A 12834-nucleotide genomic window follows, 5' to 3' on the forward strand; every position below is an offset into this window, starting at 1 on the left:
TCGGGTGCCGGCCGTCATCGAATTTCCCCTGCGTGGAGACTCCGGGCTCCGGGTGCGGAGACTCCGGGCTCGGGCCGCCGGGGATATCAGGGGATGCCGGAGATCTCAGGGGGAGAGGATGACGGATCTGGTGAGGTGGAGCGGCTCGTCCGGGTTGAGCCCCCCGGCGTGTGCCCGTGCCACGGCCACCCGCTGGATCTTGATGAGCTCGGCCATGGGGTCGAGGGTGCTCTCCAGGAACGATCCGCCGGTGGCCTCGACCTCGCCGCGCAGCCCCTCGGGGGCCTCGCCGAGCATCCAGGTGATCCTTCCCGGCCCGGCGATGCTGATCGGGCCGTGCCGGTACTCCATCGCCGGGTAGGCCTCGGTCCACGCCCGGCAGGCCTCGCGCATCTTCAGCCCGGCCTCCAGGGCCAGGCCGTAGGCCCAGTCGCGGCCCAGGAACGTGAACTGCTCGGCGGTGATCAGCTCGTCGGGGAGCGGAGCGGAGAGAGCGCGCTCGGCGTCGGCGATCGCGTCGGTCAGGTCCTCGCCGAGGTGGGCGCGGAGCAGGGCGAGCTGGGCGGTGGCGAACCGGGTCTGCACGACCGATCTCTCGTCGGCGAAGTCGAGCACCACGACCTCGTGAGCGAGCCCCACGACCGGGGTGTCCGGGTCCGCGGTGATCGCGGTGATCCTGGTGCCCGGCGCCTTCGTGCCGATCTCCTCCAGCAGTTCCAGCACCTCGGTGGTGGTGCCCGACCGGGTCAGCGCGAGCACCCGGTCGTAGGAGCGGCCGGGCAGCGGCGCCTCGGACGCGGCGAACGCGTCGGTCTCACCGTGTCCCGCCCCCTCCCGCAGCGCCGCGTAGGCCTGCGCGACGAACCAGGAGGTGCCGCAGCCGACCACGGCCACGCGCTCGCCTCGCTGAGGCAGCGCGTCGGCCGGGACCATGCCGGCGGCACGACGCCAGCAGTCGGGCTGGGACGCGATCTCGGCTTCGGTGTGCGTGGTCACGCGTTACCTCCTGGAGCGGCCTGCTTCTGATTGGTTGTCGCCGGTAGCGAGCATAGTTATGCGGGCGGAAACCCGGACGAGGACGCTTACCGGCCGGACTCCATGAGCGCGAGGTAGCCGTCTTCGAGGGTCGGCTCGGACGGCTGGGCCGAAGGGTCGGGGGAGGCGGCCGCGAGGACCCTGTAGCGCGTTCCCCCGCCGTCGGGGCGGGAGCCCACGATCCTGCCCCGCGAGGGCGCGGGACCGGGAGTGGTCACCGTCCAGATCTGCCGGTCGGCCCGCGAGACCAACTCCCCGACGTCCCCCTGGAACACCAGACGGCCCTTGGCGAGCACGGCCAGGAACCGGCAGGTCTGCGCCACGTCCTCGACGATGTGCGTGCTGAGCAGGACGGTGCGATCTTCCGCGAACTCGGTCAGCAGACCGCGCAGCCGGATGCGCTCCTCGGGGTCCAGCCCGGTCGTAGGCTCGTCCACGATGAGCAGGCGGGGATCGGCGAGCAGCGCCTGGGCGATGCCGACCCGCCGCAGCATCCCGCCGGAGAAGCCCTTGAGCTTGTGGTCGGCGTGCTCGGTGAGCGCGACCGTCTCCAGCAGTTCGCCGATCCTGCGTCGCCGGAGGGAACGGGAGTCGAGTCCCTTGAGCAGGGCGATGTAGTCCAGAAACCGCCGCGCGGTCAGGTCGGGGTAGACCCCGAGCTCCTGGGGGAGGTATCCGAGCACCCGGTGTACGGCCAGGCGCCCGTCGGCGGCGGTGATGTCGTGCCCGCCGACGCGGACCGTCCCGGAGGTGGGCCTGAGCAGTCCCGCCAGGATGCGCATGAGCGTGGTCTTGCCCGCTCCGTTCGAGCCGAGCAGGCCGTACATGCCGGTCGGCACGTCGAGGTCGATCCCGTTGAGGGCGTGGACGTCGCCCCCGTAGGTCTTGGTCAGGCGGGAGATCTCGATGCGCATGTCAGGACTCCGTCCGGATGGTGTGGAGACGGGCGAGGAAGAGTACGGCCACCGCGAGCGCGATCATCACGCCGATCCAGAGGAAGGCGACGGCCGGTGTGGCCTCGGGCCGCAGGAAGTTCAGTGAGGCGCCGGGCGACGGGCCGTAGACGATGCCCTCGGGCGGCAGGATGACGTTCGGGGGAATCGTCAGATCCGAGCCGTAGTCGAGGAAGCCGTAGGCCACATACTCGTTTTTGGCCGCGAAGATGCTGCGGGACAGGGTCGGCATCATGGTGGCGGGGATGAGGTTCCCCCAGAACCAGTAGACGACGAACAGCACGCGGAAGAGCATGACCGGCATCAGCAGGGGCCCGGCCAGGGCGAGCGCCCCGAGGAAGAGCAGTCCGGGGACGATGGCCGTCACGAAGAACGTCACCGCCCAGCCCAGCGCCGCGGGCTCTCCCTCGGTGATCGCGTAGGCCACGGCCCGGCCGAAGTAGGCGAGCGTCAGCGGCACGGCGGTGGCCGCGCACGTGCCGAGATACTTGCCGATCAGACGGCCGGTGCGACCGGCCGGGGTCGCGTCCAGGACCCCGGCGACGCCGAGCAGCCGGTCACGGACGAGCCGGTCGGCGAGCAGGCATCCGTAGACGATGGGCAGCAGGGACATGAGCAGGGTGGCCGACGAGACCATCGCCGTCTTCGAGGTGAGCCCCTGGCCGAAGCCCAGGTCCAGCGTCACGTACGTCGAGCCGGAGGTGGCGACGGTCGCCGCGTAGGTCAGTCCGTAGACGATCCACAGGACGGGCCGGCGGATCTGCATGCGAAATTCGTACCGCATGGTCGCGATCATTCGGCCTCACCTCCGAGGGTCCGCTCGGCGTTGCCGAGCAGGGGCCAGGCCGCCGCGACGAGCAGCAGCGCGGTCGACAGCAGGGTCAGCCGGTTGGGCAGCCACTCGGCAGCGGCTCCCCAGCGCGTGGTGGGGAACAGGTAGAGCAGCCGGGGCACCGCGCTCTCCCGCAGAACGCCGGAGAACGCCTGCTCGAACACCCAGACGGACGCGACGACGGAGGTGGCGGCCGCGGCGCTGCGGAGGGTGACCGCGGCGAGCAGTCCCAGGGCCGACAGCCAGAGCAGGGGGGACAGCCAGGTGAGCTGGCCGGTCAGGCCCCCGGGTGCGCCGGGTATCAGCTCCCACCAGCCGGTGGCGACGAGCAGCACCGAGGCGGCCAGGGCGCAGAGAGCCGCCCATCCGACCGTCACCGTCAGGCGGCGCAGCAGGATCGGGCGATATCCCCCGGGCAGGGTGAGCAGCAGTTCCACGGCGCGATCCCGGCCGATCAGCGAGGCGGCCGTGATACCCGCCACGAGCGGGATTCCCGTTTCCACGGCTCCCAGGAGGAACCACGCCGTGTTCCCCTCCCGGGAGCCGAGCCACGTGCCGAACGCGGCGAGGGTCGAGATGAGGAGGACAAGGGCCGGGGGCGCCAGCAGGGCCGCGGGACCGGCTCTCCGTATCTCGTGCGACCAGAGATCGAGGGATTTCATAACCGGTGAGTTGCACGGGCCCGCCGGATCGGTTCACCTTTGCCCACGATCATCACGGCGGCGAGCGCCAGGGCCAGGGCGAGGACGACCGTGACCGAGTTGGTCGTCCAGAGGCCCTGGAGGCCCTCCAGGGCGGGGACGCCGGCGAAGGCCAGCGCGTGGACGCCCCACAGCGCCAGTGCGACGCCTGTTGCGCCCTCCGGATTCCAGCACACCGACAGCAGCAGGCTGAGCGCCGAGAGCGTCGCCATGGGTCCCAGCCACGTCGTGATCAGTGAGGTCAGTCCCAGGGGAGTCGCGTTCAGCAGGGCCAGCACCGCCGAGGAGAGCAGCGCCAGGATCAGGTCGCACCCGAAGACCAGGGTCACCCGTGCCAGGAGGATGACCCGTGGTGACGTCGGGGTGACGGCCACCAGTTCGAAGGCCCTGTCGTTTTCCGGGCCGTACGATCCGGCGACGCCGGCGGCGGCGATCAGAGGGACGATCAGGGCGAGCACGAACTCCGAGGCACCGCTTCTGGCCAGGGTGAAGCCCACACCGACCACCATGATCAGAGCGGAGGCCAGCCAGATCGCCGGATGCAGGAGCCGGGCCTCCATCGTCAGCAGCACCCACGCCCTGTACGGCCTCGGCCGGGCGGGTGTCTCCACGCGGTCGTGCGCGGCCCTCACCAGAACGGTTCGCACGATCTCCGGCCCGGGGGGAGGCGGAATGCCGTCGTGGATTCCCGACAGTTCAGGCCATTCGTTCATCGAGACACCCCCTCAGGGTCGTTCGGGCATGGTGCAGGCGGCTTTTCACCGTGCCGACCGGAATCCCCAGCACGTCGGCGATCTCCCGGTGGCTCAGGTCGTTGAGAAAGGCGAGCACGACGACCTCGCGTTGCGCCAGTGGCAGCCGTGCCAGCGCCGCCTGCACCCGGTCGCCGCCCACGGCCAGCTCCTCCGGCCCGGGCAGCGCGTCGACCATCTCCGCGCCGTCGGGCGGTTCGGCCGGGAGGGGAGGCGGGAGACCGCGTAGCCGGTTGTGCGCCTGCCTGCGCGCCACCCCGAACAGCCAGGTGCTCACGGTGGAGCGGTTCCGGTAGGTGCCCGCGGAGCGCCACACGGCCAGCAACGTGTCCTGGAGGATCTCCTCGGCCGTGCCCCGATCTCCGGCCAGCCGGTAGAGGAAGGCGAACAACGGCCTGGAGTATCGCTCGTACAGCTCGGTCAGCGCGCTCGCGTCACCGTCCGCCACCCGGGCCAGGACGAACGCGTCTGCCTCCTGGGCACGCGAACGACGGCCCGCGACGCCGAACCAGCGCAGCGCGATCGTCTGATCTCCCCCATCCACGACAGGTGTGTAGCGCGGGCACCGTCCCCGGGTTCACCCAAACGTTCGAGGATGTGTCCCGCGATCTCGCCGTGGCCGATCCTCGGCGCTCGATCTTCGAGCGGTCGGCCCTGGTCAGGTGGGGATTTTCCGCCGCAGGCGACAAGAATTGACGGAAAGGCCCCCCGCTGTCCACCGGCGTGTCGCCCGGATCCTGCCCGGCGTTCGCTACTGGTCAGTAGTGATGCTTATGGTTGGTGGGTAGATAGATGGCGTAATACGACAAGCCGGACTCCAGGGGGATGCAGCATGACGGCGCGAATGGGCACCGCACGGCTCGGTCCTGCCGAACGGACCGCCGCACTGAACCAGATGGCCGCCGAAGAGCTGGACGTCGTGGTGATCGGTGGCGGGGTCGTCGGCGCGGGGGTCGCACTGGACGCGGCCACCCGAGGGTTAAGCGTCGGACTGCTGGAGGCACGCGACTTCGCCTCCGGCACCTCGTCCAGGTCCTCCAAACTCATCCACGGCGGGCTGCGTTACCTGGAGCAGCTCAACTTCGACCTGGTGAGAGAGGCGCTCCAGGAACGGGCCCTGCTGCTCCAGCGCATCGCCCCGCACCTGGTCCGGCCGGTGCCGTTCCTGATGCCGCTCACGCACGTCGGCTGGGAACGGCCGTACATCGGGGCAGGCCTGGTGATGTACGACATGCTGGGCTTCTCCTTCGGGTTCACCCGGGGCGTTCCCGGGCACCGGCACCTGTCACGCAAGCGGGCGTTGCGGATCGCGCCCTCGCTGCGGCGGACGGCGTTCACCGGTGCGGTGCAGTACTGGGACGCCCAGGTCGACGACGCCCGCTACGTGGTGACCATGCTGCGGACCGCCGCGACCTACGGGGCCAACATCGCCTCGCGGGCGCAGGTGGTGGGCTTCCTGCGCGAGGGGGAGCGGGTCACCGGCGTCCGGGTGCGCGACCTGGAGGCCGGGCGTGAGCTGGACGTACGGGCCCGGCAGGTGGTCAACGCCACCGGGGTGTGGACCGACGACATCCAGGCGATGGTCGGCGGCCGGGGACAGATCCACGTGCGCGCCTCCAAGGGCGTCCACCTGGTGGTGCCGCGCGACCGGATCCACTCGCTGACCGGGATCATCCTGCGCACCGAGAAGTCGGTGCTGTTCGTGATCCCCTGGGGCCGTCACTGGATCATCGGGACCACCGACACCGAGTGGGAGCTGGACCGGGCGCACCCGGCGGCCTCCCGCTCCGACATCGACTACGTGCTCGACCACGTGAACGCGGTGCTCTCGGTGCCGCTGACCCGCGAGGACGTCGAGGGCGTCTACGCCGGGCTGCGCCCGCTGCTGTCCGGGGAGTCGGAGGAGACGTCCAAGCTCTCCCGCGAGCACGTGGTGGCCCATCCGGTGCCGGGGCTGGTCATGGTGGCCGGAGGGAAGTACACGACGTACCGGGTCATGGCCAAGGACGCCGTGGACGCGGTGGCACACGGCCTGGACCAGCGGGTCCCGCCCTCGTGCACCGACCGGGTCCCGCTGTCCGGGGCGGAGGGGTATCAGGCGCTGTGGAACTCCCGGCAGCGGCTGGCCCAGTCCTCGGGGCTGCACGTGGCCAGGATCGAGCACCTGCTCCAGCGGTACGGGTCGATGATCGACGAGATTCTGGCGTTGATCGAGCAGGATCCGTCGCTCGGCAAGCCGCTGACCGGCGCGGACGACTACCTCAGGGCGGAGGTCGTCTACGCGGCCAGCCACGAGGGCGCCCGGCACGTGAACGACGTGCTGACCCGGCGGACGCGCATCTCGATCGAGACCTTCCACCGGGGGCTGGACGTGGTCGAGGAGACCGCCGAGCTGCTCGCCGGGCCGCTGGGCTGGGACAACGAGCAGGTCAAGAGCGAGGTGAAGTACTACACGAAGCGCGTCGAGGCCGAACGGCTCTCCCAGGAGCAGGACACCGACCAGGAGGCCGACGCGATCCGCCTCGGCGCCCCCGAGATCGTGCCGGTGGCGAGCCCCGACCCGAAGCCCGTGTAGGTGTGCGGCTCCCGCCGTGAAGGCGGGAGCCGCAGGGGGAGTCAAGCGCCGTGGGTACGGCTCCCGCCGTGGAGGCGGGAGCCGCAGGGGGACCTAGCGGGTGAAGGCCTGGAACTCGGCGGCGCGCAGCTGGTCCCTGGCCGGGCTGGCGGTGGCGCAGTCGGTGGCGGAGTTGGGGTCGTTGTCCTGCTCACCGGCGTAGAGCGGGTTGCCGGTGCACTGGGTGGAGACGGCCCGCAGGGTCAGGTGGGTCGCCTTGGTGGTCGGGATCTTGAAGGACTCGATGACCAGGTCGGCGCCGCGAGGACGCGGCAGGCTGGTCTGGAAGGCGTCTGCGGGGCTGGTGTAGACCCGCTTGTAGGAGTCGGGGGCCGAACAGTCCTTCTTGGTGGCGTCGCAGGCCAGGACCTCGAAGGCGCGCAGGGCGCTGAAGCGGTTCTGCGTGCCGGGGTCGGCCGGGTCGTTGATGCTGGGCCGGAGCATGGCGCTGACCTGGACCCTGCGGACCTCCACGGGCTTGGTTCCGGCCAGGTCGACGGTGACGGACTTGCCCTTGACCGGACCGGTGAGCGAGGCCCAGTTCGTGGCCTCGGTCTCGTCGATCAGCTGGGCGTGGTTGACGCCGTCACCCGCCGCCGTCGCACCCAGTGCGGCGGAGGCGTGGTTCTTCGCCAGGGGCAGCAGCAGCGGCAGCTTCACACCGGGCAGCACCGCGTACTTGAGCCGGGTGTGCCCGAACCCGTTGCCCGTGACCACGAAGTCGTAGACACCGGGGGTCATCTCCACGGTGTCGCCGAGGTCGGTCGCCGGGTCGGTGTCGGCCACCGGCACGACGCGGCCCTCGTAGTCGCCGACGTAGAGCCTGAGCGCCGCGTCCTTGGCGTCCAGCAGCGGCTTGAGCTGCAGGCTGCCGTTCTTGCCCTTGGGGTCGACGAAGCTCGGGGTCGGGTCGGGGTCGTTGCCTCCCACGCTCGCCGCGCCCTCGCCGAGGCCGTGCTCGGCGAACGCCCGCCACATGATCGCCTGGTTCGCGCCGCCGAAGCGGATGGCGTCCGCCGCGAGAAGCGCGTCGCGGTGGTCGACGTAGCTGACCGCGCCGGAGGCCATCAGCAGCAGGGCGTCGAAGGAGACCTGCGCCCAGCGGCGGTTTCCGGGGCACTGGGCCACCGGGGTCCGGCCGTCGGCGCACGCCTTCTGCTTGGCGGGGCTGCCCTCGCCGTACCGCTGGATGAAGGCCTTGCGCACGTCGTACTGGGTGGCGGACCAGATCTCGCCGTCCGCGTGCACCTGCGTGCCGACGATGTCGTAGGAGATGTCGCTGTAGTTCAGCGGGGACTTGGACATGTCGTAGTTGCGGATGCCCGCCTTCTTGTCGCCGGTGACGTAGCCGCCGGTGACGTAGGGGGTGTCGCCCGCGGGACGGAAGCCGTACTCGTAGAGCTGTTCCATGGCGAACAGGTCGGAGGTGCTCTCGTTCATGGCACCGGCCTGGGCGCCGCTCCATCCGGCGTTCGGGCCGCCGATCATACGACCGGAGATCGCGTGGGTGTACTCATGTCCGATCACCGACATGTCGTAGTCGCCGTCCACGCACGGCGCGTAGAACGAGCCCGCGATCGGCTGCCAGAGATACATGTTGGTGATCGGCGCGACCCCGTCGGGGCCGGTGATCTGGTTGGCGTTGTCACGCACGCTGAGCACCCGGGCGCCCGCCTGCGCGTTGCCCCGCTCGGGGTCGCCGCCGAGGCCGCCCCGGTCGCCGTTGTCGCTCTGCATGTTCCAGGCGGTCTCGGTGAAGCCGAGCCGGTAGGACCAGTCGTGCATCCGGTTGTGCATGGCGTGCAGGTTCGCCATCGCGGCCTCGAGGTCGGCCTCGCCCGGCTGGTCGAACGTGGCCGGGTCGCACTTGGCCGTGTACCACTTGTTGGTCCAGGGGTAGGCGTAGGTCCGGCTCGGCGTGATCACGTTGCTGCGGGTGCCGACGCTGTTGGAGCTGCCGCTGGCCCGGTTCTCGACGGTCCTGGTCGCGTTGCCGATGCTGGTGTTCGTCGGCGCGCCCGTGACGTGGTCCACGTCCCAGGCCTTGCCCGTGCCGGGGTCGCCGCCGACCACGTAGTCGCAGCGGGCGCCGGACGTGTAGCACCACGTCTGGCGGGTGTCGGTGGAGGAGTAGTTGGCCGGCGGGTTGGCCGGGAAGGCCTCCCAGCTGGGGTTGTCCGGGGCGCTGCTCTGGTCGTAGTCGTGGTCCACGAGGTTCTCGCGGGTCAGGATCTCGCCGCTGACCGCGTCCACGTGGGTGGTGTAGCCAGCGGCCTCGCTCTCCGCATCGCCGATCAGGACGACCTGGAAGGCGTTGTGGATCCCGTCAGGTGCGGGCACCGCGACGGGGGTGGCCTGCTTGGTCCGTGCCGTGGCCAGGTCGATCCCGCCGTCCCTGGCCGCGATCTCCAGCGCCTGCTGCTCGGTGATGCCCGCGGCGGGGGGCGCCTCGGTCGAACGCGACAGGGTCGAGGTGACGTGAACGATCTTGCCGTCCTTCACGCCGACCGCGACCTGCCCGTCCACGCCCGCCGGCAGGCCGCCGAACTTCTGCCGGAGCAGTACGGCGTAGCCGTCCCCGATGGGGTTGACCGCGATCTTCTCCAGCCCGTCCACGGCTTCGCCGGAGAGGCCGAAGAGGGTCTCGTTCGCCTTGATGTAGGCCCGCGCGGCCTGTTCGGGGTCGGAGCCCAGCCCCTCGGCGAGGGGTGCGGAGTCGGTGATGACGGCCGGGGTGCCGAGGGTGTTCCACCGGATCGTCGCGGTGCTCGCGGATCTGGACAGCGAGACCGGGGGTGCGACGCTGCCCTGCCGGTTGTCCAGGTCCGGCTTGGCGCTCTGCTCGGCCTGGAAATCGTGGATCTTGGGGGACTGCCCGCCGGGTTCACCGTTGGCGATACCCGGAAGGGGAAGGGCGAGCACCGCGGTCGCGGCTGCGATGACGGTGATGCGTAACCAGGGTTTGGTCGACACCGATCCTCCTGCGTAGATCTGGCCGTCGTCGGCCATGCCACCTGTGGATCACAGGTGGTGCGCAAGAAGTAACACCGATCAAGAGTTCTGACAAGATCTTGTAAAGGATGATATGTCAGTGTAATAGGAGCTCCAGTGGTGATCGCCGAAAATCCCATGGAGTCCGGGATCTTCGCTGGTGAAGGGTGATTCCGGGGTCGGGGAACGTGCCGCCACGTACCCGCTCAGGGCCGTCGCCCCGGCGGCCGGGGCGGCCCGAGCCCGATCGCCACCGGCCCGCACCCTCACCCGTCAGTTCACCGACCAGCTCGGCGTCCCACCCGCCCGCCGGCTGCTGGAACGCCGCCTGGCCGCCACCCGCGCCCTGCTGGAGGAGACCGACCTGCCCGTCGAGACCATCGCCACCCGCGTCGGCCTCTCCTCGGCGGTCAGCCTCCGCCGCCGCTTCCACACCGCCCTGCGCACCACCCCGGCCGTTTGCCGCCGCTCCTTCCGCTGAAGGTCCCGGGCGGTTCCATCGTGATCACGACCGGGGGTGGCCATACTCGATCTTTACCGGGCCGGGAACGGACCCTGTCCGATCAGGCCGGAAGCGGGGCGGTCAGGAGAAGGGGATCCAGGCCTGGTCGGCGAGGCCGTTCATGTCGCTGACCTTCAGACCCAGATCGGAGACCGTCCAGAGGCTGTCGCCGATGACGATCGAGCGGCGGATGCCCGGGTCGTAGGGGGCGAAGTCGGCGCCGCTCGCGGGCTTGGGCTTGGGGTGGACGACGGTGCCGGTCCTGGTGACGGCGGAATCATCGATCTTGAGGACCAGGGCCGAGCCGTTGGTCTGCTCGGTGCCGTTCCAGGTGTTCAGCGGCAGGACGGCCGTTCCCGTCTTGGCCCAGTAGAGGAAGGCGTGCGGATCCCACTCGGCCTCGGAGCCGGAGTCCTTCTGGAACATCTGCGACAGGCGGCGCGGGTTGGCCGGGTCGCTGACGTCGAACAGCGAGACCTGGGTGCCCAGGGTGCGGCCCTGCTCGCTCGCCTCCTGGCCGACGCCGATCAGCCGTCCATCGCCCGCCGGGTGCAGGTACGCCGAGTAGCCGGTGATCTTCAGCTCGCCGGTCTTCCTCGGTGCGGCCGGGTCGCGCAGGTCGAGCGTGTAGAGCGGGTCGACCTGCCTGAACGTCACCACGTAGCCGACGGGGCCGATGAAGCGGACGGAGTAGATCCGCTCGCCGTCGCCCAGGCCGCCGACCTCGCCGACCTTGCCCAGGGTGTCGGCCTTGAGCACGTAGACGGCGCTGGAACTGCTCTGCCCGGCGGTCGAGGTGGTGGCGACCCGCAGATATCCCTCGTGCTCCGACAGGGAGTACTGGTTGAGCAGCCGGCCCGGCACCTTGCCCGAGGCGACGTAGCGGGGCGCGCCGGGCGCGGTGATGTCGAACCGGTGAACCTCGGTCTCCTCCGGCGGCTCGACCGGCGTGTCCGGGGGCACGGGAGTCGGCTCGGAGGCCGGGGGCACCGGGGTCGCCGTGAGGGTGGGGGAGGCCGGGGCCGCCGCCGGGGTTCGCGTGAGGGTGGGGGCGGGCGTGGGATTCACGGGGACCGGCGGCTCCGACGGCGTCGACTCGGACCGGGGCGCCGCCGGGGTCGCCTTCGGGAGCTCCGTCGCGGTGGGCGCCGACGGCGCGGAGTCGTCGATGATCGGTGTCCTGACCGTCCGGGGCCACCACCAGCGCGGGTTGCTGGTCACGTACAGGCTGCCGCCGGTGCCGTAGACCGTGTCACCGTCGGCCGCCACGCCGATCGGCGCGGTCTCGGCGATCCCGGTGACCCCCGGTGACAGGTCCAGGCTGTGCACGGTCAGCATCGACGTCCCGGTGTACTCGGCGGGATGGCTGATCTGCTCGCACCCGACCGACTTCTTCGAGGTCGTGCCGTCCGCGGCGGTCACCTCGAACGTCGGCAGCCACGCCTCGATCGGCGTCTTGGCCACGACGTCCATGTTCCGCCGGGTGCGCTCGCTCTCGGAGAGGCCGGGCCCGGCGTCGGGGAAGTTGATCTCGGGCTGGCTGCGGACCACGACCCGCACCGTCGAGCCGACCATCCTGGCGTCCACGTGGGCGCCGCTCGGGGTGAGCGAGCCGATCACCTTCGGCGCGCCGGACAGGTCGACGAGAACGTAACGGGGTCCGGAACTCGCGGGCCGCTTGGCCATCGCGCCGAACGGGATGATCCCGCCCCCGGAGAACAGCACCAGCGCCCGGTCCCCGCTGATCAACAGATCGGCCGGAGCCCAGGCCTGCTCGGTGTCCACAAGCTTGAGCGTGCCGGTGACCTTCCTGGTCGCGGCGTCCACCACCCGCAGCACGCCGCGGTTCACGGTGATCACCCGGTTGCCGTCGGTCTTCACCAGGTCCGGCTCGTCCACCCCGGCCTCGTGCACGTTCGTGGTCGAGTGCTCGGGCGCGCCCGACGCGTCCTTGGCCGCGGTGGCGTCCGAGCGCATGGCAGGGCGCGCGTCCGCATACATGATCATTGGGCCGCCGATGCCCCAGGGGCCGACGTTCTTCGCCGTCTCCGTCCGCAACCCGGTCAGCATGTCGTCGCAACCGCTGTAGGAGACCAGCTTGATGTTGCCCAGATCGACCGGTGTCGTACGGCTCGCGCCGGTCCTCGCCTCTGCCGACGGGCCGGTCCTCGCCTCTGTCGAACTGCACGCCGTGGCGAGCAGGGCGGCGGCGAGGGTGACGGCGCCGGCCGTACGGATCGATGTCCTCATGCCCCTACGACGGATCGCGCGGGCACTCGGTTCAACCCCCGAGGCGCGCTTCCACGCCGACCCTCGTCTCCGGCCGGCAACGCCGAGGGACGGTTTCACACCGGCCCTCGCCTCCAACCCACAACGCCGAGGGGCGCTTCCACACCGTCCCCTCGCCTCCGGTCCGCAGCGCCGAGGGCGCGCTCCCGCGCGGGCTCTCGCCTC

General features: G+C 70.7%; 10 protein-coding genes. 2 read left to right on the forward strand and 8 right to left on the reverse strand.

Annotation, left to right across the window (positions count from 1 at the left end; all coding sequences use genetic code 11):
* Positions 1–105: 105 nt before the first annotated feature.
* From DKM19_RS03980 to DKM19_RS04005, 6 genes are all read right to left on the reverse strand, one after another.
* On the reverse strand, positions 106–996 hold the full coding sequence (locus DKM19_RS03980) for an SIS domain-containing protein (RefSeq protein ID WP_204358645.1): 891 nt from the start codon (positions 994–996) through the stop codon (positions 106–108).
* An 86-nt stretch (positions 997–1082) separates the two neighbouring features.
* Positions 1083–1949 (reverse strand): ABC transporter ATP-binding protein, encoded by an 867-nt coding sequence (locus tag DKM19_RS03985; RefSeq protein WP_110694521.1) that lies wholly within the window; start codon positions 1947–1949, stop codon positions 1083–1085.
* A gap of 1 nt (position 1950) precedes the next feature.
* The gene (locus tag DKM19_RS03990) at positions 1951–2772 is read right to left on the reverse strand and encodes a hypothetical protein (protein WP_162641282.1); all 822 of its coding nucleotides are present in this window, start codon (positions 2770–2772) and stop codon (positions 1951–1953) included.
* Between the two features lie 8 nt (positions 2773–2780).
* Complete coding sequence (locus DKM19_RS03995; protein ID WP_110694523.1) at positions 2781–3482, reverse strand: hypothetical protein; 702 nt, start codon at positions 3480–3482, stop codon at positions 2781–2783.
* Positions 3479–4234, reverse strand: a complete 756-nt coding sequence (locus tag DKM19_RS04000; protein ID WP_110694524.1) for a hypothetical protein — start codon at positions 4232–4234, stop codon at positions 3479–3481. The genes DKM19_RS03995 and DKM19_RS04000 overlap by 4 nt, the downstream gene beginning before the upstream one ends.
* Positions 4218–4817, reverse strand: a complete 600-nt coding sequence (locus tag DKM19_RS04005) for an RNA polymerase sigma factor (RefSeq protein WP_239514066.1) — start codon at positions 4815–4817, stop codon at positions 4218–4220. The genes DKM19_RS04000 and DKM19_RS04005 overlap by 17 nt, the downstream gene beginning before the upstream one ends.
* Positions 4818–5105: 288 nt before the next feature.
* Here DKM19_RS04005 and glpD point away from each other — a divergent pair, with 288 nt between their 5' ends.
* Entirely contained in the window at positions 5106–6848 is a 1743-nt protein-coding gene (gene glpD, locus DKM19_RS04010) for a glycerol-3-phosphate dehydrogenase (protein ID WP_110694525.1), read from the forward strand.
* A 93-nt stretch (positions 6849–6941) separates the two neighbouring features.
* On the opposite strand, the gene DKM19_RS04015 is transcribed toward glpD, so the two are convergent.
* A complete protein-coding gene (locus tag DKM19_RS04015; protein ID WP_239514067.1) occupies positions 6942–9860 on the reverse strand; it encodes a M36 family metallopeptidase in 2919 nt (972 codons plus the stop codon).
* Between the two features lie 178 nt (positions 9861–10038).
* On the opposite strand from DKM19_RS04015, the gene DKM19_RS04020 reads away from it, so the two are divergent.
* Entirely contained in the window at positions 10039–10359 is a 321-nt protein-coding gene (locus DKM19_RS04020) for a helix-turn-helix domain-containing protein (RefSeq protein ID WP_369987951.1), read from the forward strand.
* A 102-nt stretch (positions 10360–10461) separates the two neighbouring features.
* On the opposite strand, the gene DKM19_RS04025 is transcribed toward DKM19_RS04020, so the two are convergent.
* Complete coding sequence (locus DKM19_RS04025) at positions 10462–12630, reverse strand: beta-propeller domain-containing protein (RefSeq protein WP_110694527.1); 2169 nt, start codon at positions 12628–12630, stop codon at positions 10462–10464.
* Positions 12631–12834 lie beyond the last annotated feature (204 nt).

It is taken from the genome of Streptosporangium sp. 'caverna', assembly GCF_003203775.1.
Taxonomy (GTDB): Bacteria; Actinomycetota; Actinomycetes; order Streptosporangiales; family Streptosporangiaceae; genus Streptosporangium; species Streptosporangium subroseum.

Excerpts from the sequence above, each read along its gene's own strand:
- DKM19_RS03985 (WP_110694521.1), bottom strand. The coding sequence starts at position 1,949 with ATGCGCATCGAGATCTCCCGCCTGACCAAGACCTACGGGGGCGACGTC.
- DKM19_RS03990 (WP_162641282.1), bottom strand. The coding sequence starts at position 2,772 with ATGCGGTACGAATTTCGCATGCAGATCCGCCGGCCCGTCCTGTGGATC.
- DKM19_RS03995 (WP_110694523.1), bottom strand. The coding sequence starts at position 3,482 with ATGAAATCCCTCGATCTCTGGTCGCACGAGATACGGAGAGCCGGTCCC.
- DKM19_RS04000 (WP_110694524.1), bottom strand. The coding sequence starts at position 4,234 with ATGAACGAATGGCCTGAACTGTCGGGAATCCACGACGGCATTCCGCCT.
- glpD (WP_110694525.1), top strand. The coding sequence starts at position 5,106 with ATGACGGCGCGAATGGGCACCGCACGGCTCGGTCCTGCCGAACGGACC.
- DKM19_RS04025 (WP_110694527.1), bottom strand. The coding sequence starts at position 12,630 with ATGAGGACATCGATCCGTACGGCCGGCGCCGTCACCCTCGCCGCCGCC.